Here is a 20,339-nt window from a genome sequence, read left to right on the forward strand (position 1 = left end):
CCGGGGCCGGTTCAAAGGCCCGGCGTCGGCACGCTGTTGTCGGGTGCCCCGCCGTCGCTCGGCAGGTCGCCGCGCTGCACCGGCTGGTCGTCGGTGAAGGCCGGGTCGGGGGTGGGCAGCAGGGTGTCGAGTTCGGCGGCGGTGGGGCGGTGGACGGCGCGCAGCGCCTTGCCCAGCACCGCGTCGGAGACCCCGCCCTCGCCCTCCAGCCACACCACGCAGTCCTTCTCCGACACCTCGTACGTGTGCTGCCCGGCGTAGCGCAGGTGGTCGGTGTAGAGGTGGATGACGGCGCCCTTCTCGTCCGCGTACGAGGCGGAGAAGCCGTCGTCGCCCTGGACGCCGACGGACTGCTGGGCGAGGGTGAAGCCCGGCGCGTCGGTGACGTAGACCATCTCCGGGGCCATCCCCAACGCCGCTTCCCTGGAGGCCAGTTCGGCCGGATCGGCAGGGGCACCGGAGCCCCCCGGGGCGCCGGGGCCCGCCTTCTCGGTGCCGCACCCGGTGAGCAGGGCGGCGGCGAGGAGCAGGGGCGGCAGGACGCGCGCGGCACGGATCATGCGCCCATCGTGCCGCACAGGCGTTCCACAGGGGACCGCCTTTTTCCCGCACGGCCCGGTGGCCTTCCGCCGCACCGCGTGTCCGATTCCTTCAAGACCGGCGGCCGGCCGCCGCCTACCGTGACGGCATGACTCCACGATTCGCCGTGATCGGTCTCGTCACCTCCGACCTGGCCGCCGCCCTCGCCTTCTACCGCCGCCTCGGCCTGGAGTTCCCGCCCGGCGCCGAGGAACAGCCGCACGTCGAGGCCGAGTTGCCCGGCGGGCTCACCCTGGCCCTGGACACCGAGGCGACGATCCGCTCCTTCCACCCGGCCTGGCGCCCGCCGGCCGACGGCGGCCGGGTGGGTCTCGCCTTCCGCTGCGACTCGCCCGCCGGGGTCGACGCCCTCTACGACGACCTGGTCGGCGCCGGGTACCACGGCGAGCTCAAGCCCTGGGACGCGTTCTGGGGCCAGCGGTACGCCACCGTGCACGACCCCGACGGCAACGGCGTGGACCTGTTCGCGCCGCTACCCGCCGAGTAGCCCGCGCAACGGCAGCCCCGCCAGGTCCCGTACCTCACGGGAGAGGTGGGGCTGGTCCGCGTACCCCGCCCGCACCGCCGTCTCGGCGAGCGGAACCCCGGCCCTGGCGAGCGCGAGCGCCCGCTGCATCCGCAGCACCCGGGCGAGCGTCTTGGGCCCGTAGCCGAAGGCGGCGCGACTGCGCCGATGCAACTGCCGCGCGCCGAGCCCGAGTCCGTCGGCGGCGGCCGCCACGGACCGCCCGGCGTCCAGGGCCTCGACGAGCCGCCGCAGCGACGGATCGGGCGGGACGGCCCGCTCCAGAGCGATCTCCTCCAGCGCGGCGGCCGGATCACCCGCACCCGCGACCCGGTCCCGCAGCCGCCGCACCTCTCCGGCCGGCCACAGGTCACTCAGCTCGACCCGCTGATCTAGCAGCGCGCAGGCCGGCACACCGAGGAGGGCGGGCGCGGTACCGGGAAAGAAACGGAGGCCCACCCACGCCCCCTGGGCGCCCTCTGTGACGTGGGCACGCGTATCGGGCCCGGCGACGAGCAGCCGCCCGTCATGCCAGAGCAGATCCATACAGCCGTCGGGCAGCACACGCCCGCCTCCGGCCGGGGTGTTCACCCACGCGACCGCCCCTGGCAGCCGCGACACCCGCTCCTTGTACACACACGCCAGCGTAGACGCGCCTCTTCAGGGGGCGCTGGGGGTACCCCGGGCCGAAGGCCGGGGGAGGAACTGCGCGAGCAACCACGACGCGCCCGCACCCCCCGGCAAGGCGACCCCACGCGTCGAACCCGGGCCGGCCCCTCAGGCCTCCGGCTTCCGCGGCGGCGGATGGCTGCTCTTCACATGCGCCCGCAACCGCGCGGAGACGTCCTCCGGCGGCAGGAACCGGGACCACCGCTCCGGGAACTCCGACGGCATGTCCGGGTCGTCGGGGTCGTCCGGCCCCGCCTCCCGGGCCGCCGCGGCCGCGCGGGCCACGTACTCGGCGACCTGGGCCCCCCGCAGCCGCTCGTTGGCGGCGCGCGCCGCCGCCGTCGCGGCGGCCGGCCAGACCCGGTCGATCGCGGCGTTCACGGCGGCGCCGACCAGCACGGCGAAGGCCGAGACGCCGATCCACAGCAGCACGGCGACGGACGCGGCGAGGGAGCCGTAGATCGTCGCGCCCTCGATGGTGTTGGTCAGGTAGATGCGCAGCAGGAAGCTGCCGAGGACCCACATGGCCAGGGCGACCAGGGCGCCGGGCACGTCCTCGATCCACGGGGAGCGCACCGGCACGGAGACGTGGTAGAGCGTGGTCAGGAAGACGATGGACAGGACGATCACGACCGGCCAGTACAGGACCTGGACGAGCGTCTCCGACCAGGGCACGATCCCGACCACCGCGTCCGGCCCGGCCACCATCAGCGGGAGCGCGACCGAGCCGATCAGCAGCGCGGCGATGAAGAGCAGGAAGGAGACGATCCGGGTCTTCACGATGCCCCGGACGCCGTCCAGGCCGTACATCACGGTGATCGTGTCGATGAAGACGTTCACCGCGCGGGAGCCCGACCACAGGGCGAACAGGAAGCCGATGGAGATGACGTCGGGGCGGCCGCCCTTCATCACGTCGTGCAGGATCGGCTCGGCGATCTCCTTGACGCCCTTGTCGGACAGGACCGTGCGGGAGGCCTCCAGAAGGTTGCTCTCCAGGCTGGCGATGGTGTCGGCGCCGGTCCAGGCGTCGACGTAGCCGAGCAGTCCGATGAGGCTGAGCAGCAGCGGCGGAACGGACAGCAGGGTGAAGAAGGCGGCCTCGGCGGCGAGGCCGAGGATGCGGTACTCCATGCAGGAATTGACGGTGTCCTTGAGCAGCAGCCAGGCCGTCCTGCGCTTGGAGACGTTCCGGTAGAGGGCCCTGGCCCGGTGGAGCCGGCCGGAGGGCCGCTCGGGGGTATCGCTTGCTGGCTGCACGCCCTAACGGTATCCGCCGTCCGGGGCCCTGCTCACCTCACGGGGCTCCGGTCGGGGCGGGCGCGGTGACCGGGGCCGTTGTGTCAGGCTGGATGCCACCGCCGCCTTCCCGGGTAGGTTCGCAGACATGGCAGGCAACACCACGCACACCGTGACCAACCAGCCGCCTCCGCTGGTCGGGTACGACCTGTTCGGTGCCGACCGGGCCCTGGCCGAGGCCGTCGAGCGGCACACCGACCCGGAGCTGCTCGACGAGGTGCGCGCCGAGCTGTCGGGGCTCGGCGTCTCGGCCGGCTCGGCGCAGGTGCAGGAGTGGGGGGCCCAGGCGAACGAGAACCCACCGCGGCTGCGCACCCACGACCGCTACGGCCACCGGATCGACGAGGTCGAGTTCCATCCCGCCTGGCACCGGCTGCTCGGCAAGGGCGTCGGCGCGGGCCTGACCACCGGGTGGACGCGGCCGTCCGGGCACGTCCGGCGTGCCGCCGCCTTCCTGGTCTGGACCCAGGTGGAGGCCGGCAACTGCTGCCCGCTGTCGATGACCAACGCGGCGGTGCCCGTGCTGCGCACCGACCCGGAGCAGGCCGCCGCCTGGGAGCCGCTGCTGACCTCGACGGTCTACGACCGTGAGCTGCGGCCGGCCGCGCGGAAGGCCGGCGCCCTGTTCGGCATGGGCATGACGGAGAAGCAGGGCGGCAGCGACGTCCGGGCGAACACGACCACCGCCGCCCCGCTCGCCGAGGCCGGCACGTACACCCTGACCGGGCACAAGTGGTTCTGCTCGGCGCCCATGTCGGACGGTTTCCTGGTGCTGGCCCAGGCGCCGGACGGTCTCACCTGCTTCCTCGTGCCGCGCGTCCTGGCGGACGGCACCCGCAACGTCTTCCTCCTCCAGCGGCTCAAGGACAAGCTCGGCAACCGGTCGAACGCGTCCGCCGAGGTCGAGTTCGACGGGACCTGGGCGCGACGGGTGGGCGAGGAGGGGCGCGGGGTGCGGACCATCATCGAGATGGTCGCCGCGACCCGGCTGGACTGCGTGCTCGGCTCGGCGGGACTGATGCGGCAGGCGGTGGCGCAGGCCGTGCACCACGCCACGCACCGGGAGGCCTTCGGCGCCGTCCTCGCCGACCAGCCGCTGATGCGCAGCGTCCTGGCCGACCTCGCGGTCGAGTCGGAGGCCGCGACCACGCTCGCGCTGCGGCTGGCCGCCGCCTACGACGACGGGAGCGAGAGCGAACGGGCCCTGCTGCGGCTGGCGTTGCCGGCCGCCAAGTACTGGGTGACCAAGCGCTGCGCGCCGCTGGTCGTGGAGGCCGCCGAGTGCCTGGGCGGCAACGGCTACGTGGAGGAGTCGGGCCTGCCCCGGCTGGTCCGCGAGTCCCCGCTCAACTCCGTCTGGGAGGGCGCCGGCAACATCCAGGCCCTGGACGTGCTCCGCGCCCTGCGCCGCGAACCGGGCGCCCTGGACGCCTACCTCCAGGAGATCGGCCGCGCCCACGGCGCCGACCACCGCCTGGACCGCGCCGTCAAGGACCTCTTCTCCGAACTCGCCGACCTGGAGGGCATGGAGGCCAGGGCCCGACGCCTCGTGGAACGCCTGGCAACGGTCCTCCAGGGCTCGCTCCTGGTCCGCTTCGCACCACCGCAGGTCGCGGACGCCTTCTGCGCGTCAAGGCTGGGCAACGACCGGGGCTCGACCTTCGGCACGCTGCCGAGCGGCCTGGACCTCAGGGCGGTAGTGGACCGATCCCGGGTCACCTTCTGACATCGGGGACTCGCCCTGCCCGAAGGGGCGCCTGCGGCGACGGTCGACGCGCCGCAGGCGGGGGTGGTGCTGCGCCGACACGGCACCACCCCCGCCTCTTCGGCCCATGTCAGGCCAGTGACGCCACGGCGTCGGCTCAAGTTTCGGCCACCCCCGGCCGGTCCACCAGGGTTGCAAGGGGTTGCAACATATCGGTGACTGTGCGTGGACTGTGTGCCTCCGGCACCGGAAAACGGCAGTATAAGACGCGCAGTCGGACCGGAAACCGCCGCCCGGACGGCTTGACAGCGACTCATCGATGCCTTTTCCGAGGCGTATCCGGGAGGACCTCAGTGGGGAACCCGCCGATGGACGTGGCGCGACTCGCCGCGAAGGACGCGGCGCAGGCGGCGCGGGTACTGAGCGAGGTGCGCGAGGCCAGACTCGCCGGACAGCGGGGGCGCGTCTCGCCCCGGCCGGTGATCGAACAGTCCTGGGGGCGGATGCTGCGCAGCGGTGTCGACCCCGACCACGACTTCCGGGCGGGGCTGCTGTCCGCCGACGAAGTCCGGCGCAGACGTGAGGAGTCACGGCTCAGGGACGTGCTGCCGGTGCTGCGCGAGGGACTGCTTTCGGTCGCGGACGTGGCCCAGCACATCATGGTGGTGGCGGACGCCGACGGCCGGGTGCTGTGGCGGGAGGGATCCTCGCCGGTGCTGCGCAAGGCGGACGGCCTGGGCTTCGAACTCGGCGCCGACTGGCGCGAAGACGTCGTCGGGACCAACGGGGTCGGCACCCCGGCGGTGGTGCGCAGGCCCGTGCAGGTCTTCGCCGCCGAGCACTTCGTCCGCTCGCACGTCTCCTGGACGTGTTCCGGCGCCCCGATCACCGACCCCCGGGACGGCAGCCTGCTCGGGGTGGTGGACGTCAGCGGCCCGCTGGAGACGATGCATCCGGCGACCCTGGCCTGGGTGAACTCGGTGGCGAAGCTCGCCGAGGCCCGGTTGCGGGAACTGCACCTGGAGGCGCTGGAGCGGCTGCGGGCGGTCGCGGCGCCGGTGCTGGCCCGGCTGGGCGGGCGGGCACTGGTGGTGGACGCCGACGGCTGGACCGCGGCGGTCACCGGCATGCCGTACCCGCGGCGGCTCGCGCTGCCCAAGTCGCTGTCGCCGGGCCGCCGGTGGCTGCCCGCGCTCGGGCTGTGCGCGGTGGAGCCGCTGGCCGGTGGCTGGCTGCTGCGGGCGGTGGACGAGCCGGCGCCGGCGGGCGGCGGCCGGCTCGTGCTCGATCTGGCCCGGCCGCGCCGGCCGTCGGTGACGGTCGGCGGCGGCGCTGGCTCGTGGTCCCGTGAACTCAGTCCCCGGCACGCCGAGTTGCTGTACCTGCTGGCGGTACGGCGGGGCGGGCGCAGCGCGGCCGGGCTGGCCGAGGACGTCTTCGGGGACGCCTCGCGGACCGTGACCGTACGCGCCGAGATGTCCAGGATCCGGCGGTACCTCGGGGCGCTGCTCGAACACCGGCCGTACCGCTTCCGGGAGGACGCGGAGGTCGAGGTGCTGCTCCCCGACGACCCGCGCGACCTGCTGCCGCACTCGACCGCCCCGGCGGTCACGGCGTCCCGGACGCCCTGACGTACCTGACACAGCTGTCTCCACACGGCCGTATGCACACAGCCGTGGGTGACGCATCCGGGGCACCCGGGAAGGTATGTTCCGCATATTTGCGGGGTCTTCGAGGTACGGCGGCCCCGGCTGCCGTAGCATCCCGGTACGGGCTCCCCACCTGCTCCATGGTCAACGCTTGGACCATCAGGCGCAGTTGGCCCGCCTCGGGAGGAGACATGAAGCATCGCGGCAGACACCGGCGGCGCAGACGGGGCGCGGCCCTGCGCGCTGCCCTGGCCGGCACCGCGCTGGCGCTCACCGCGGCGGCCACGATCGTCAGCGCCTCGCAGGCCACGGTCGCCGAGGACCCCGGCGCGCTGAAGCCCCTGACCGCCACCGCCGACACCGCCCGGCTGCAGCTGCGGGAGCACCTCGTACCGCGCCGCTCGCTGGACCGGCTCGCCTCGGCGATGGGCGGCACGGTCGGGGTCGCCGACGTGCTCGCCGCCTCCGACCACACCCTGCGCCGGGCGGCCGACTGCGGCTCCGACGACCGGGACTCGCTGCCGGTCACCCCGGCCGCCACGGAGGCGTACTGCTGGGACCCCACCGACACCCTCACCGACGACTGGCGGCCGGCCTCGGTGACCACCTCCTCGGAGGCGGACGACGACGGCCTGTGGGGCGCCAACCGCGTCATGCTGGCCGGCTGGACGCACAGCACCTCCACCGGGCCCGCCGCCTCCCGGGGCCTGGCCAGGGTCGCGGTGATCGACGCGAACGACCCCGCGCACCCCTCCTACTCCTGGGTCCTGCTGACCGTGCCCACCGGGGGCGGCAGCGACTACCGGGGCCTGACCTCGCAGATCTCCGGCATGGCCTGGTACGGGGACCGGCTGCTGGTCACCACCGTGCAGGGCAGCGCCGACGCACTCTACGTCTACGACCTGAACCGCATCCAGCGCGCCTCGGTGCTGACCGACGCGGTCGGCCGGGTCTCCGACGGCTGGTCGGCCGACGGCTTCCGGTACGTGATGCCCGCCGTGGGCTCGTACCGGTTCACCGCCGGGGCCTGTTCCCGGACCGGCGCCCCCTGCCCGAGCGCGCTCTCCGTGGACCGGGGGACGGCCCCGGACAGCCTGGTCCTCGGCGAGTGGACGCCCGCGGGCAGCGGCCGGAACGCCCGGCTGTGGCGGTACGCGTTCGACGAGAGCCCGCGGCGTGCCGGACTGCTCGCCACGGACGCCTCCGGCCGGGCGGACGCGGTCGAGGCGTACCGGACCGGGGCCTCGGAGATCCGGGGCGTCCTGTCCTACCGGCCGCCGGGCGCGACCGGCTCCGAGTGGTACGTCGGGCACCTGCCCGGCGCCATGGACGGGCACGGCAGCCTGTGGCGGCAGGACACCAGGGGCGCGGACGGGACCCGCTGCGGCTCGGACGCCTCGCACCGCTGCTGGGCCGAGGGCACCGGTTCGCTCTCCTACGCCCCCGACACGGGCGAGGTCTGGTCGGTCACGGACCGGATGCTGTTCTCGGTCCCGCTGCGCTCGATCGACGCGTCACTCGGATAACAGCCGTCGACACGTCCGGGGCCGGGATGATTGCCTGGCCCCCATGAGCAGCATCGTCGTGACCACCTGGTCCCTGGAGCAGACCTCCCCCGCCGACCTCCTGCCCGCCGCCGCCCCCGACGGCGACGCGGTCCGGATCGTCCGCGCCGAGGTGCCCTCCCCCGAGTTCAGCCGCTTCCTGTACGCCTCGGTCGGCGGTGACATCCGCTGGACCGACCGGTTGGGCTGGAGCCACGCCCGCTGGCAGGAGCACCTGGCGCGGCCGGGCGTGGAGACCTGGGTCGCATACGACCGGGGCACCCCGGCGGGCTACGTGGAACTCGAACCGCAGGACGACGGCGTGGTGGAGATCGTCTACTTCGGCCTGGTCCCGGCCTTCCGGGGCCGCCGCATCGGCGGTCACCTGCTCTCGTACGGCGCCGCACGGGCATGGGACCTGGCGGAGCGGTGGGACGGGCTGCCGCCGACGAAGCGGGTGTGGCTGCACACGTGCAGCCTGGACGGCGAGCACGCGATGGCGAACTACCAGCGGCGGGGGTTCCGGCTCTTCGACACGAAGGTCGAGGAGGAACCGGACGTCCCGACGCCCGGACCGTGGCCCGGGGCGTACACCAGCGCGCGGGACGGGGCGTGACCCACAGCACTGCGTCTCACCATTCAGAATAGATGGGTCCGAATCGCGGACAATGGTGGACTGGCCGGAGATCCGCGTGACACGCTTCCGTCATGTCTGGAACTGGAATTGCCTTGGTGAGTCGGCGGCACGTCGACCTCGGCCGCATGTCCAGCGCCATCTGTCCGGCGGGCTGAGAGCACAGCACCGCCGCGCCTTCCTGTCCAGACCTCTCCTTGCGCAGTGCCGCGCAGACATGCCCCCGCGCGCCCGCAAGCGCAGGTCAGAGCCGCTTCCCCGCCGTCTGAAGGACGTATATCGCCATGGCCGCCACCCCGCAGAACCCCGCCTCCGCGCCCCGCCGCAAGGTGAGCCGTCACCGTGGCGAGGGTCAGTGGGCCATGGGGCACTTCACCCCGCTCAACGGCAACGAACAGTTCAAGAAGGACGACGACGGTCTCAATGTGCGGACACGCATTGAGACGATCTACTCCAAGCGCGGCTTCGACTCGATCGACCCCAACGACCTGCGCGGACGGATGCGCTGGTGGGGCCTGTACACGCAGCGCAAGCCCGGCATCGACGGTGGCAAGACCGCCATCCTGGAGCCGGAGGAGCTGGACGACAAGTACTTCATGCTGCGGGTGCGGATCGACGGCGGCCGGCTGACCACGCAGCAGCTGCGGGTGATCGGCGAGATCTCGCAGGAGTTCGCCCGGGGCAGCGCGGACGTCACCGACCGGCAGAACATCCAGCTGCACTGGATCCGCATCGAGGACGTCCCCGAGATCTGGAACCGCCTGGAGGCGGTCGGCCTGTCCACCACCGAGGCGTGCGGCGACACCCCGCGTGTCGTCATCGGCTCGCCGGTCGCCGGCATCGCCGAGGACGAGATCATCGACGGCAGCTGGGCGATCGACGAGATCCACAAGCGGTACATCGGCAGCAAAGAGTTCTCCAACCTGCCGCGCAAGTTCAAGTCCGCGATCTCCGGCTCGCCGCTCCTTGACGTGGTGCACGAGATCAACGACATCGCGTTCGTCGGCGTGGAGCACCCCGAGCACGGTCCCGGCTTCGACCTGTGGGTGGGCGGCGGCCTGTCCACCAACCCGAAGATCGGCGTCCGGCTCGGTGCCTGGGTGCCGCTGGACGAGGTCCCGGACGTCTGGGCCGGCGTGATCGGCATCTTCCGGGACTACGGCTACCGGCGGCTGCGCACCCGCGCCCGGCTGAAGTTCCTGGTCGCCGACTGGGGCGCGGAGAAGTTCCGCCAGGTCCTGGAGGACGAGTACCTCAAGCGCTCCCTCGTCGACGGCCCCGCGCCCGCCGAGCCCGTGTCGCGCTGGCGGGACCACGTCGGCGTGCACCGGCAGCAGGACGGCAACTTCTACGTCGGGTTCGCCCCGCGGGTCGGCCGGGTGGACGGCGCCACCCTGGCGAAGATCGCGGATCTCGCCGAGGCGCACGGCTCGGGCCGGGTGCGGACCACCGTCGAGCAGAAGATGATCGTCCTCGATGTCGCCGAGGACCAGGTCGAGTCGCTGGTCGAGGCCCTGGAGGCGCTGGACCTGACCGCCCGGCCGTCCACGTTCCGGCGCGGCACCATGGCCTGCACCGGCATCGAGTACTGCAAGCTCGCGATCGTCGAGACCAAGCAGCGCGGCTCCACCCTGATCGACGAGCTGGAGCGCCGGCTTCCCGAGTTCGACGAGCCGCTCACCATCAACATCAACGGCTGCCCGAACGCCTGCGCCCGTATCCAGGTCGCGGACATCGGTCTCAAGGGCCAGCTGGTCCTGAACGACAAGGGCGAGCAGGTCGAGGGCTTCCAGGTGCACCTGGGCGGCGCGCTCGGCCTGGAGGCCGGGTTCGGCCGCAAGGTCCGCGGTCTCAAGGTGACCTCGGAGGAGCTGCCGGACTACGTCGAGCGGGTGCTCAGGCGCTTCCAGGCGGAGCGCGCGGACGGCGAGCGGTTCGCCGCCTGGGCCGCCCGCGCCAGTGAGGAGGCCCTCTCATGAGCGAGCGGGCGGCCCCCTTCTACTGCCCCTACTGCGGCGACGAGGACCTGCGTCCCAGCGAACAGGGCCACGGCGCCTGGGAATGCGCGGCCTGCAACCGCGCATTCCAGCTGAAGTTCCTCGGGCTGCTCGCCCGGGGACTGAAGCACTCCGAAGCTGGAGGGGAACAGATATGACCACGGCTCAGGAAGACCGTACGACCGACGATCTGAAGGCGCTGGCCGAGCAGGCCGGCCGTGACCTCGAAGACGCCTCCGCCCTGGAGATCCTCCAGTGGGCGGTGGACACCTTCGGCAAGGGCTTCTGCGTGACCTCCTCCATGGAGGACGCCGTGGTGGCCCACCTGGCCTCCCGCGTCCAGAAGGGCGTCGACGTCGTCTTCCTCGACACCGGCTACCACTTCCCGGAGACCATCGGCACCCGGGACGCGGTCGAGGCCGTGATGGACGTCAACGTCATCACCCTCACCCCGCGCCAGACGGTCGCCGAGCAGGACGCGGAGTACGGGCCGAAGCTGCACGACCGCGACCCCGACCTGTGCTGCAGGCTCCGCAAGGTGCAGCCGCTGGAGCAGGGCCTGACGAAGTACGCGGCCTGGGCGACCGGGCTGCGCCGCGACGAGTCGCAGACCCGGGCGAACACCCCGGTCGTCGGCTGGGACGAGAAGCGGCAGAAGGTCAAGATCTCCCCGATCGCCCGCTGGACCCAGGACGACGTGGACGCCTACGTCGCCGAACACGGCGTGCTGACCAACCCCCTGCTGATGGACGGCTACACCTCGGTCGGCTGCGCCCCCTGCACCCGCCGGGTCCTCGAGGGCGAGGACGCACGGGCCGGCCGCTGGGCCGGGCGGGCCAAGACCGAGTGCGGACTGCACGGATGACGACCGCCGGGCGCTCCGCGACGCAGGCGACCCACCACACGCTCCACCAGACGACCCACCCGACGCCCCCATCGACGAACCAGGAGAACGACGTGACGACCGGAGCCACCGTCTGGCTCACGGGTCTGCCGAGCGCCGGCAAGACCACCATCGCGTACGAGCTGGCCGGCCGGCTGCGCGAGGAGGGCCACCTCGTCGAGGTACTCGACGGCGACGAGATCCGCGAGTTCATCTCGGCGGGCCTCGGTTTCAGCCGCGAGGACCGGCACACCAACGTGCAGCGCATCGGCTTCGTCGCCGAACTGCTGGCCCGCAACGGCGTCAAGGCGCTCGTCCCGGTGATCGCCCCCTACGCGGACAGCCGCGACGCGGTCCGCAAGCGCCACGCGGAGAACGGCACCGCGTACGTCGAGGTGCACGTGGCGACCCCGGTCGAGGTGTGCTCCGTACGCGACGTGAAGGGTCTGTACGCCAAGCAGGCCGCGGGCGAGCTGACCGGGCTGACCGGCGTCGACGACCCGTACGAGGAGCCGGAGACGCCCGATCTGCGGATCGAGTCACAGCACCAGAGCGTGCAGGAGTCCGCGGCGTCCGTGTACGCCCTGCTGAGCGGGAAGGGACTGGCATGACGACGACCGTTGCGGCGCACGGGGAGGGCACGGGCACCCCGTACGCCCTGTCCCATCTGGACGCTCTGGAGTCCGAGGCGGTCCACATCTTCCGCGAGGTGGCCGGCGAGTTCGAACGGCCGGTGATCCTCTTCTCCGGCGGCAAGGACTCCATCGTCATGCTCCACCTCGCCCTGAAGGCGTTCGCCCCCGCCGCGATCCCCTTCTCCCTGCTCCACGTGGACACCGGCCACAACTTCCCCGAAGTCCTCGCATACCGCGACCGCACCGTCGAACAGCACGGACTGCGCCTCCACGTGGCCTCCGTACAGGACTACATCGACCGCGGCGTGCTGCGCGAACGACCCGACGGCACCCGCAACCCGCTGCAGACCGTGCCCCTCACCGAGAAGATCCAGAGCGAGAAGTTCGACGCCGTCTTCGGCGGCGGCCGCCGCGACGAGGAAAAGGCCCGCGCCAAGGAACGCGTCTTCTCCCTGCGCGACGAATTCTCCCAGTGGGACCCACGCCGCCAGCGCCCCGAACTGTGGAACCTCTACAACGGCCGCCACGCCCCCGGCGAACACGTCCGCGTCTTCCCCCTCTCCAACTGGACCGAACTCGACGTCTGGCAGTACATCGCCCGCGAGGACATCGAACTCCCCCAGATCTACTTCGCCCACGAACGCGAGGTGTTCATGCGCGGCGGCATGTGGCTGACCGCCGGCGCATGGGGCGGCCCCAAGGACGGCGAGACCGTCGAGAAACGGCAGGTGCGCTACCGGACCGTCGGAGACATGTCCTGCACCGGCGCGGTTGACTCCCACGCCGACGACATCGACAAGGTCATCGCCGAGATCGCCGCCTCCCGCCTCACCGAACGCGGCGCCACCCGCGCCGACGACAAACTCTCCGAGGCCGCGATGGAAGACCGCAAGCGCGAGGGGTACTTCTAACCATGAGCACCACCACCAGCACCGCGGACCTCGGCCACGCCGAGACGACCCTGCTGCGGTTCGCGACCGCGGGCTCCGTCGACGACGGCAAGTCCACCCTGGTCGGGCGGCTGCTGCACGACTCCAAGTCGGTCCTCACCGACCAGCTGGAGGCCGTCGAACGCGCCTCCGCCAACCGCGGCCAGGACACCCCCGACCTCGCCCTCCTCACCGACGGCCTGCGCGCCGAACGCGAACAGGGCATCACCATCGACGTCGCCTACCGCTACTTCGCCACCCCGAAGCGCCGCTTCATCCTCGCCGACACGCCCGGCCACGTGCAGTACACCCGCAACATGGTCACAGGCGCCTCCACCGCCGAGCTGACCGTCATCCTGGTCGACGCCCGCAACGGGGTCGTCGAGCAGACCCGCCGGCACGCCGCGATCGCCGCCCTGCTGCGCGTCCCGCACGTCGTCCTCGCCGTCAACAAGATGGACCTGGTCGACTACCAGGAGACGGTCTTCGCGGCGATCGCCGAGGAGTTCACGGCGTACGCCACCGAGCTGGGCGTCCCCGAGGTCACCGCGATCCCGATCTCGGCGCTCGTCGGCGACAACGTCGTGGAGCCGTCCGCGCACATGGACTGGTACGGCGGCCCGACCGTCCTGGAGCACCTGGAGACCGTCCCGGTCGCCCACGACCTGAGCCACTGCCACGCGCGGCTGCCCGTGCAGTACGTGATCCGCCCGCAGACCGCCGAGCACCCGGACTACCGGGGTTACGCCGGCCAGATCGCGGCCGGCACCTTCCACGTCGGCGAGGCGGTCACGGTCCTGCCGTCCGGCCGTACCACGACGATCTCCGGCATCGACCTGCTCGGCGAGCCGGTCGACGCGGCCTGGACGACGCAGTCGGTGACCCTGCTGCTCACCGACGACATCGACGTCTCGCGCGGCGACCTGATCGTGCCGACGAAGGACGCCCCGGCGACCACCCAGGACGTCGAGGCGACCGTCTGCCACGTCGCCGACCAGCCGCTGACCGTCGGCCACCGGGTGCTGCTCAAGCACGGCACCCGCACGGTCAAGGCAGTCGTCAAGGACATCCCGTCCCGCCTCACGCTCGACGACCTGTCCCTGCACCCGCACCCGGGACAGCTCGTCGCCAACGACATCGGCCGGGTGAAGATCCGCACCGCCGAGCCGCTGCCGGTCGACTCCTACGCCGACTCGCGCCGCACCGGCTCGTTCATCCTGATCGACCCCGCCGACGGCACCACGCTCACCGCGGGCATGGTCGGCGAGTCGTTCGCCTCCCCCGAGCCGGTCAAGGACGAGTCCGAAGACGACGGCTGGGACTTCTGACATGACGATGACCGACGTCTACTCGACGTTCGCGAAGGAGGGCGGCCGCGTCGGCAGCGGCGCCCTCGGGAGCGGGCAGGGCGGGGTGGCGCGATGTGCGCGATGACGTACGCGCACCGCCTGCGCGCCCTGGCCCCCCACCCGCCGTCCCGGATGCGACGAAGACCTGCCGACCTCCCGGCCACGACCTGAAAGACCGTGACCGCCGGGCCAACGAGAGGAAAGCCTCCCGTGCCTGTCAACCGCTCAAAGTTCCTTCGCCGCGGCATAGCCGCGCTCGCCGCGCTCCCCTTGCTCACGCTCGCCGCCTGCGGGTACGGGTCGGACTCCGACAAGAGCGACACCACCAAGGTCGCCGCCGGGGCCAAGAAGATCGACGGTCTCGACACCGTCAAGATCGGCTACTTCGGCAACCTGACCCACGCGACCGCACTGGTCGGCAACCAGAAGGGCTTCTTCCAGAAGGAGCTCGGCGCCACCAAGGCGAAGTACGCGATCTTCAACGCGGGTCCCTCCGAGATCGAGGCGCTCAACTCCGGGTCGATCGACATCGGCTGGATCGGCCCCTCCCCGGCGATCAACGGCTACACCAAGTCCAACGGCACCGACCTGAAGATCATCGGCGGCTCGGCGTCCGGCGGCGTGAAGCTGGTCGTCAACCCGAAGAAGATCAAGTCGCTGGCGGACGTCAAGGGCAAGAAGATCGCGACGCCTCAGCTGGGCAACACGCAGGACGTGGCGTTCCTCAACTGGATCGCGGACCAGGGCTGGAAGGTCGACGCGCAGAGCGGCAAGGGTGACGTCACGGTCGTCCGCACCGACAACAAGATCACCCCGGACGCCTTCAAGGCCGGTTCCGTCGACGGCGCCTGGGTGCCCGAGCCGACCGCGTCCAAGCTGGTCGCCGAGGGCGGCAAGGTGCTGCTCGACGAGTCCACGCTGTGGCCCGACAAGAAGTTCGTGATCACGAACATCATCGTGTCGCAGAAGTTCCTCAAGGAGCACCCGAAGGTCGTCGAGGCGGTCCTCAAGGGCTCGGTCGAGACCAACAAGTGGATCAACGCCAACCCGGACGCGGCGAAGGCCTCGGCCAACAAGCAGCTGGCGGTCGACTCCGGCAAGGCGCTGCCCGACGACGTCCTGAACTCGGCCTGGCCGTCCATCAAGTTCACCGACGACCCGCTGGCCTCCACCCTCAACACCGAGGCGCAGCACGCCGTCAAGGCCGGTCTGCTCACCGACCCGCTGCTCAAGAACATCTACGACCTGACGATCCTCAACAAGGTGCTGAAGGCCGACGGCCAGAGCCCGGTCGACGCCGCCGGTCTCGGCAGCAGCTGACGCCGGTCCCGACGAGATCCCAGGAGGTGACGACCATGGCCACGACCACGACACTCGCCAAGGCCGACGAGTCGGTCGAGTACGCGGCACGCCTTGAGCATGTCTCGAAGTCCTTCGCGACTCCGGGCGGGCAGCAGCTCGTCCTGGACGACATCACCCTCGATGTCGCGCCGGGCGAGTTCGTCACCCTCCTGGGGGCCTCGGGCTGCGGCAAGTCCACGCTGCTGAACCTGGTGGCGGGGCTCGACCGGCCCACCGCGGGCTCCATCGCGACGGACGGGCGGCCCGCCCTGATGTTCCAGGAGCACGCCCTCTTCCCGTGGCTGACCGCGGGCAAGAACATCGAACTCGCCCTGAAGCTCAGGGGGGTTCCCAAGGAGGACCGCCGGGACAAGGCCGAGCGGCTGCTCGAACTGGTCCGGCTGAAGGGCGCCCACGGCAAGCGCGTCCACGAGCTGTCCGGTGGCATGCGCCAGCGGGCGGCCCTGGCCCGTTCGCTCGCCCAGGAGAGCCGGCTGCTCCTGATGGACGAGCCGTTCTCGGCCCTGGACGCCATCACCCGTGACGTGCTGCACGACGAGCTGACCCGGATCTGGGAGGAGACCGGCGTCTCCGTCCTGTTCGTCACGCACAACGTGCGCGAGGCGGTGCGGCTCGCCCAGCGGGTGATCCTGCTGTCGTCCCGGCCTGGCCGGATAGCCCGCGAGTGGGAGGTCGGCATCCCGCAGCCGCGCCGCATCGAGGACGCGCCGGTGGCCGAACTGTCCCTCGAGATCACCGATGTACTGCGTGGGGAGATCCGCCGCCATGGCCAGCACTGAGACGACGCCGGCCAAGGACGCCGGAAGTGTCGAGGCCGGCCTCGACGCCCTGGAGACGACGGCCACCAGCCGCCCGACCCTCCGCCAGACCTTCACCGGCAAGATCCTGCCCCCGATCATCGCGCTCGCCGTGGTCCTCGTGGTCTGGACGCTCCTCGTCCCGGTCGTCGACGACCCGTCCAAGCTGCCGTCGCCGTCGGCGGTCGGTGACGCGTTCAAGGACGCCTGGCTCAAGGGCGACCTGCTCGGCTACATCTGGACCAGCGTCAGCCGCGGCCTGCTCGGCTTCCTCTTCGCGCTGCTCATCGGCACCCCGCTGGGGCTGCTGGTGGCGCGGGTGAGGTTCGTGCGCGCGGCGATCGGCCCGATCCTGTCCGGTCTCCAGTCGCTGCCGTCGGTGGCGTGGGTGCCGCCGGCCGTGATCTGGCTGGGCCTGAACAACTCGATGATGTACGCCGTGATCCTGCTCGGCGCGGTCCCCTCCATCGCCAACGGCCTGGTGTCCGGCGTCGACCAGGTGCCCCCGCTGTTCCTGCGGGCCGGGCGCACCATGGGCGCGACGGGCGTCAAGGGCATCTGGCACGTCGTGCTGCCGGCCGCCATGCCCGGCTACGTGGCGGGTCTGAAGCAGGGCTGGGCGTTCTCCTGGCGCTCGCTGATGGCGGCGGAGATCATCGCGAGCTTCCCCGACCTCGGCGTGGGCCTGGGCCAGCTCCTGGAGAACGCGCGGACCGCCAGCGACATGGCGATGGTGTTCGAGGCCATCATCCTGATCCTGTTCGTCGGCATCGCGATCGACCTGCTGATCTTCAGTCCGCTGGAGCGGTGGGTGCTGCGCAGCCGCGGCCTGCTGGTGAAGAGCTGAGGTCCATGCGTACGAAGCCCGTTCTCCTCGTCATCGCCCACGGCAGCCGTGATCCGCGGCACGCCGCGAGCGTCCACGCCCTGGTGCGCCGGGTACGGTCGCTGCGGCCCGGGCTGCGCGTGGAGACGGGCTTCCTGGACTTCACCGTCCCGTCCGTGCACGGGGTACTGGAGTCCCTGGCGGCGGAGGGCGTCCGTGACGTCGTGGCCCTCCCCCTGCTGCTGACCCGCGCCTTCCACGCGAAGGCGGACATCCCGGCGGTACTGCGAAACGCGCCGCCGCGGCTGCGGATCCGGCAGGCGGAGGTGCTGGGCCCGTCGCCGCTGCTCCTGTCGGCCCTGGAACGGCGGCTGCACGAGGCCGGACTGACCTCCGCCGACAGGTCCTCGACCGGGGTCGTGCTGGCCTCGGCGGGGTCCAGCGACCCGGAGGCGATCGCCGTGATCGCACGGCTGGCGCGGGAGTGGCAGCGCTCCGGCTGGTGCGCCGTGCGGCCCGCGTTCGCCTCCGCGTCCCTGCCCCGCACCGAGGAAGCGGTACGCGAGCTCCGGGAGCTGGGCTGCGCCCGGGTCGCGGTGGCCCCGTACGTCCTCGCCCCCGGCTTCCTGCCGGACCGCATCGCGCGGGGTGCGGCGGAGGCGGACGTACTGGCCGAGGTGCTCGGTCCGGCGCCCGAGGTGGCGCGGGTGCTCCTGGAACGGTACGACGCGGCGCGCACCCCGGCCCTGGCGGCCGTCGGGGCCTGATCCGGCGCTTGGAGTTCGCGGTCCGGCGCTCCCCTGTCCGTCGGACCGCGAACAGGCCGGCCCGCGGCGGGCTCTCGCGAGCGTCACACCGTGGTCGGCACACTTACTTCTGCGTCGCGCCCGGCGAACCTGTCACACCGGGGACTGCACCGGTCCGCGCCAACCGCCGCGCCGTTGGGGTTGCTCGCGCAGTTCCCCGCGCCCCTTTGGGGCGCGTCACCTCTAGCGCCCCTTCAGGGGCGCGAGGAACTGCGCGATCAGCCACGACGGCGCAGCACGTGACCAGCTCCCTGTGTCAACCGGTTGTGGAGGCGGCCTCACCGGCGAGCCGCGCGAGGTCCCCGAACGGCATCGAGCCGGGCTCCCGGCGCTCGCGCGCGAAGGTGTTGGCGAGCTGCTGCAGAAGGTCGTTGAGCGGCGTCGGAACGCCGTGCAGGCGGCCCAGCAGCCCGATCTCGCCGTTGAGGTAGTCCGCCTCGATGGTGCCGGTACCGCGGCTGAGGGACTGCCAGGAGGAGCCGCCGCCGCGCGGGGCACCGGCCAGCGGGACCAGGTCCACCTTGTGGCCACGCAGCGCCTTCTGCTCCTCGACGCTCGCGTACGCGATACCGGCGGCGTCGAGCACCCTCTCGCCCTCGGCCCGCACCCGCTGGAACAGGGCCACGGCCGCGTCGTCGGCGATGGGCCCGGCGACCGCCTCCAGGGCGTTGCCGAGGTTGGAGAGCAGCTTGGCGTACTGCCAGCGCGCCACGTCGGGCACGACCGGTGCCTCGAAGTGGGACTTCTCCAGGTCGGCGGCGACCAGCCGGGCGGTCGCGTCGGTGCCGTGCGGGTGGCGGCCGAGGTGCAGCATGCCGGTGAGGGGGGCACCGCCCGCGGAGACGACGCCGGGTTCGACGAAGGTCGACGGCAGCCAGACGCAGACGCCGTAGACGTGCCGGAAGACGCGCAGGGCCAGGCGCTGGCCCTCCACGCCGTTCTGGGCGCAGAACAGGGGCAGCCGCTCCGCCGCCGTGCCACCGCCCGCGACCGGCGCCGGCCCCCAGGCCTGGAGGGCGCTCACGGTGTCCTGTGTCTTCACGGCGAGGACGAGGACGTCGTCCGCGCGCAGCCCGCCCAGTTCCCCGGGCCCGGTGACGGCCTGCAGCCGGTACGTGTACTCGCCGTCCGGCACCGTCAGCCGCAGCCCGGCGTCCCGCAGCGCCGCGTGGTGCGCGCCCCGTGCCACCAGGACGACCTCGTGTCCCGCGCCGGCCAGCCGCCCGCCGACCGCGCCGCCGACGGCGCCCGCTCCGATGATGATGTAGCGCATGGGAGGAGCCTCGCACAGCCGTCGCCCCGCCCCCGGGGCAGGGGCGGGGCGGCCGTCGGTCACGCTTCCGGGGCCGTCAGCTCCACCAGTTTGACCACCGTGTTCCAGTTCCGGGTGGTGGCGGTCAGCCCCTTGTGGATCCGGGGCCTGGACAGCGCCTCGGCGAGCTTGGAGCGGCCGAGGCCGTCCGGGGCGTACAGGTACAGGGCCCGGTCGCCCACCCGGAACTCCTCGGGGAGGTGGGCGGCCGGGTCGATGTCCGCGTAGCGCTCCGCGGTGACCGGCGCGGAGAGGTACGTGACGTGGAGCTGCTTGGCCGCCAGTTCGGCGGCCGGGAACGGGCAGGCCGCCTCGACCGCCTTCAGGTAGGCGTGGTCGCGGACGAGCACGTCGACGAAGAAGCCGAACCGCTCCTCGATCGCCCCGGTCAGCTCCGCCGCCAGGGAGTCGGCGTCCGCGTCGGCGGCGGTGAAGACGGCCTGTCCGCTCTGCAGGTAGGTCTGGACCGAGTCGTACCCCAGTCCGCTCATCAGCGTGCGCAGTTCGGCCATCGGGAGCTTCTTGCTGCCGCCCACGTTGATCCCGCGCAACAGCGCCGCATACCTCGTCATTCGAACACCTTAGAACGGCCGTCGTGCCCCGTGGGGGTTGGCGCGACGGCCGTGCCGGGCATGCCGGGCTGCCCGAAACTCTGGCCGATCGGACCGGTCCGGATCAACTCCTACACGCACCTGTGACTTGTTCAACAAGGTTTCGCAATCACAAAGAGGATCCCCGTCGTCGGAAGGGACGTCCCTGATCATCACCCCCGAGATGGGTGGATAGATGTAAGGGCCCGACATCCTCCCAGGCGACGAGAGACGGCCGCCCGACCTCACCG

General features: G+C 72.0%; 21 protein-coding genes. 16 read left to right on the forward strand and 5 right to left on the reverse strand.

All coding sequences use genetic code 11. From position 1 onward, the window contains the following. Positions 1-11: 11 nt before the first annotated feature. Complete coding sequence (locus ACZ63F_RS21050; protein WP_469712837.1) at positions 12-560, reverse strand: membrane lipoprotein; 549 nt, start codon at positions 558-560, stop codon at positions 12-14. A 128-nt stretch (positions 561-688) separates the two neighbouring features. Between ACZ63F_RS21050 and ACZ63F_RS21055 the strand changes: the two genes are divergently transcribed. Continuing rightward, entirely contained in the window at positions 689-1,087 is a 399-nt protein-coding gene (locus ACZ63F_RS21055) for a VOC family protein (RefSeq protein WP_352366245.1), read from the forward strand. Here the strand turns inward: ACZ63F_RS21055 and ACZ63F_RS21060 are convergent. Both ACZ63F_RS21060 and ACZ63F_RS21065 read right to left on the reverse strand, forming a co-directional pair. Continuing rightward, the gene (locus ACZ63F_RS21060) at positions 1,073-1,741 is read right to left on the reverse strand and encodes a helix-turn-helix domain-containing protein (RefSeq protein WP_469712839.1); all 669 of its coding nucleotides are present in this window, start codon (positions 1,739-1,741) and stop codon (positions 1,073-1,075) included. The two genes, ACZ63F_RS21055 and ACZ63F_RS21060, sit on opposite strands and share 15 nt — an antisense overlap. Before the next feature lie 141 nt (positions 1,742-1,882). Next, on the reverse strand, positions 1,883-3,031 hold the full coding sequence (locus tag ACZ63F_RS21065) for a YihY/virulence factor BrkB family protein (protein WP_469712840.1): 1,149 nt from the start codon (positions 3,029-3,031) through the stop codon (positions 1,883-1,885). 127 nt (positions 3,032-3,158) lie between these two features. Here ACZ63F_RS21065 and ACZ63F_RS21070 point away from each other — a divergent pair, with 127 nt between their 5' ends. The 15 genes from ACZ63F_RS21070 to ACZ63F_RS21140 all read left to right on the forward strand — a co-directional run bounded on the left by ACZ63F_RS21070 (position 3,159) and on the right by ACZ63F_RS21140 (position 18,147). Beyond that, on the forward strand, positions 3,159-4,796 hold the full coding sequence (locus ACZ63F_RS21070; RefSeq protein ID WP_469712841.1) for an acyl-CoA dehydrogenase family protein: 1,638 nt from the start codon (positions 3,159-3,161) through the stop codon (positions 4,794-4,796). A 347-nt stretch (positions 4,797-5,143) separates the two neighbouring features. Then, positions 5,144-6,406, forward strand: a complete 1,263-nt coding sequence (locus ACZ63F_RS21075) for a GAF domain-containing protein (protein ID WP_469712844.1) — start codon at positions 5,144-5,146, stop codon at positions 6,404-6,406. 209 nt (positions 6,407-6,615) lie between these two features. After that, positions 6,616-7,950, forward strand: coding sequence for a hypothetical protein (locus tag ACZ63F_RS21080; protein WP_469712846.1), 1,335 nt, complete (start codon positions 6,616-6,618; stop codon positions 7,948-7,950). 43 nt (positions 7,951-7,993) lie between these two features. Next, the gene (locus tag ACZ63F_RS21085) at positions 7,994-8,584 is read left to right on the forward strand and encodes a GNAT family N-acetyltransferase (protein ID WP_469712847.1); all 591 of its coding nucleotides are present in this window, start codon (positions 7,994-7,996) and stop codon (positions 8,582-8,584) included. Positions 8,585-8,676: 92 nt separating this feature from the next. Then, positions 8,677-8,760: a putative leader peptide gene (locus ACZ63F_RS21090; protein ID WP_309500612.1), complete on the forward strand. Its 84-nt coding sequence runs from the start codon at positions 8,677-8,679 to the stop codon at positions 8,758-8,760. A 126-nt stretch (positions 8,761-8,886) separates the two neighbouring features. Continuing rightward, positions 8,887-10,581, forward strand: coding sequence for a nitrite/sulfite reductase (locus ACZ63F_RS21095; protein WP_469712848.1), 1,695 nt, complete (start codon positions 8,887-8,889; stop codon positions 10,579-10,581). Beyond that, complete coding sequence (locus ACZ63F_RS21100) at positions 10,578-10,757, forward strand: hypothetical protein (RefSeq protein ID WP_351328653.1); 180 nt, start codon at positions 10,578-10,580, stop codon at positions 10,755-10,757. Before ACZ63F_RS21095 ends, ACZ63F_RS21100 begins: the two co-directional genes overlap by 4 nt. Then, positions 10,754-11,464 carry a phosphoadenylyl-sulfate reductase gene (locus ACZ63F_RS21105; RefSeq protein WP_469712849.1) on the forward strand — a complete coding sequence of 237 codons (711 nt, stop codon included), beginning with the start codon at positions 10,754-10,756 and terminating at the stop codon, positions 11,462-11,464. Before ACZ63F_RS21100 ends, ACZ63F_RS21105 begins: the two co-directional genes overlap by 4 nt. 92 nt (positions 11,465-11,556) lie before the next feature. Next, positions 11,557-12,093 (forward strand): adenylyl-sulfate kinase, encoded by a 537-nt coding sequence (gene cysC / locus ACZ63F_RS21110; RefSeq protein ID WP_352366263.1) that lies wholly within the window; start codon positions 11,557-11,559, stop codon positions 12,091-12,093. Next, positions 12,090-13,028 (forward strand): sulfate adenylyltransferase subunit CysD, encoded by a 939-nt coding sequence (gene cysD / locus ACZ63F_RS21115; protein WP_469712851.1) that lies wholly within the window; start codon positions 12,090-12,092, stop codon positions 13,026-13,028. Before cysC ends, cysD begins: the two co-directional genes overlap by 4 nt. Positions 13,029-13,030: 2 nt before the next feature. Further along, complete coding sequence (locus tag ACZ63F_RS21120) at positions 13,031-14,374, forward strand: sulfate adenylyltransferase subunit 1 (RefSeq protein WP_469712853.1); 1,344 nt, start codon at positions 13,031-13,033, stop codon at positions 14,372-14,374. A 231-nt stretch (positions 14,375-14,605) separates the two neighbouring features. Then, positions 14,606-15,715 carry an aliphatic sulfonate ABC transporter substrate-binding protein gene (locus ACZ63F_RS21125; RefSeq protein WP_469712854.1) on the forward strand — a complete coding sequence of 370 codons (1,110 nt, stop codon included), beginning with the start codon at positions 14,606-14,608 and terminating at the stop codon, positions 15,713-15,715. A gap of 35 nt (positions 15,716-15,750) precedes the next feature. Then, on the forward strand, positions 15,751-16,536 hold the full coding sequence (locus ACZ63F_RS21130) for an ABC transporter ATP-binding protein (protein ID WP_469712855.1): 786 nt from the start codon (positions 15,751-15,753) through the stop codon (positions 16,534-16,536). Continuing rightward, positions 16,523-17,401: an ABC transporter permease gene (locus ACZ63F_RS21135; protein ID WP_469712856.1), complete on the forward strand. Its 879-nt coding sequence runs from the start codon at positions 16,523-16,525 to the stop codon at positions 17,399-17,401. Before ACZ63F_RS21130 ends, ACZ63F_RS21135 begins: the two co-directional genes overlap by 14 nt. 5 nt (positions 17,402-17,406) lie before the next feature. Then, positions 17,407-18,147 (forward strand): sirohydrochlorin chelatase, encoded by a 741-nt coding sequence (locus ACZ63F_RS21140; protein ID WP_469712858.1) that lies wholly within the window; start codon positions 17,407-17,409, stop codon positions 18,145-18,147. Between the two features lie 295 nt (positions 18,148-18,442). On the opposite strand, the gene ACZ63F_RS21145 is transcribed toward ACZ63F_RS21140, so the two are convergent. Next, a complete protein-coding gene (locus ACZ63F_RS21145; protein WP_469712859.1) occupies positions 18,443-19,459 on the reverse strand; it encodes a ketopantoate reductase family protein in 1,017 nt (338 codons plus the stop codon). 59 nt (positions 19,460-19,518) lie between these two features. Next, positions 19,519-20,070, reverse strand: coding sequence for a DUF1697 domain-containing protein (locus ACZ63F_RS21150; protein WP_469712861.1), 552 nt, complete (start codon positions 20,068-20,070; stop codon positions 19,519-19,521). Positions 20,071-20,339: the final 269 nt, after the last annotated feature.

The sequence above is a fragment of the Streptomyces sp. NPDC104761 genome (assembly GCF_055583445.1).

Bases quoted from the DNA above. Each gene is read 5' to 3' on its own strand.
- ACZ63F_RS21050 (WP_469712837.1), bottom strand. From the start codon at position 560: ATGATCCGTGCCGCGCGCGTCCTGCCGCCCCTGCTCCTCGCCGCCGCC.
- ACZ63F_RS21055 (WP_352366245.1), top strand. From the start codon at position 689: ATGACTCCACGATTCGCCGTGATCGGTCTCGTCACCTCCGACCTGGCC.
- ACZ63F_RS21070 (WP_469712841.1), top strand. From the start codon at position 3,159: ATGGCAGGCAACACCACGCACACCGTGACCAACCAGCCGCCTCCGCTG.
- ACZ63F_RS21075 (WP_469712844.1), top strand. From the start codon at position 5,144: ATGGACGTGGCGCGACTCGCCGCGAAGGACGCGGCGCAGGCGGCGCGG.
- ACZ63F_RS21080 (WP_469712846.1), top strand. From the start codon at position 6,616: ATGAAGCATCGCGGCAGACACCGGCGGCGCAGACGGGGCGCGGCCCTG.
- ACZ63F_RS21085 (WP_469712847.1), top strand. From the start codon at position 7,994: ATGAGCAGCATCGTCGTGACCACCTGGTCCCTGGAGCAGACCTCCCCC.
- ACZ63F_RS21090 (WP_309500612.1), top strand. From the start codon at position 8,677: ATGTCTGGAACTGGAATTGCCTTGGTGAGTCGGCGGCACGTCGACCTC.
- ACZ63F_RS21095 (WP_469712848.1), top strand. From the start codon at position 8,887: ATGGCCGCCACCCCGCAGAACCCCGCCTCCGCGCCCCGCCGCAAGGTG.
- ACZ63F_RS21100 (WP_351328653.1), top strand. From the start codon at position 10,578: ATGAGCGAGCGGGCGGCCCCCTTCTACTGCCCCTACTGCGGCGACGAG.
- ACZ63F_RS21105 (WP_469712849.1), top strand. From the start codon at position 10,754: ATGACCACGGCTCAGGAAGACCGTACGACCGACGATCTGAAGGCGCTG.
- cysD (WP_469712851.1), top strand. From the start codon at position 12,090: ATGACGACGACCGTTGCGGCGCACGGGGAGGGCACGGGCACCCCGTAC.
- ACZ63F_RS21120 (WP_469712853.1), top strand. From the start codon at position 13,031: ATGAGCACCACCACCAGCACCGCGGACCTCGGCCACGCCGAGACGACC.
- ACZ63F_RS21130 (WP_469712855.1), top strand. From the start codon at position 15,751: ATGGCCACGACCACGACACTCGCCAAGGCCGACGAGTCGGTCGAGTAC.
- ACZ63F_RS21135 (WP_469712856.1), top strand. From the start codon at position 16,523: ATGGCCAGCACTGAGACGACGCCGGCCAAGGACGCCGGAAGTGTCGAG.
- ACZ63F_RS21140 (WP_469712858.1), top strand. From the start codon at position 17,407: ATGCGTACGAAGCCCGTTCTCCTCGTCATCGCCCACGGCAGCCGTGAT.
- ACZ63F_RS21145 (WP_469712859.1), bottom strand. From the start codon at position 19,459: ATGCGCTACATCATCATCGGAGCGGGCGCCGTCGGCGGCGCGGTCGGC.
- ACZ63F_RS21150 (WP_469712861.1), bottom strand. From the start codon at position 20,070: ATGACGAGGTATGCGGCGCTGTTGCGCGGGATCAACGTGGGCGGCAGC.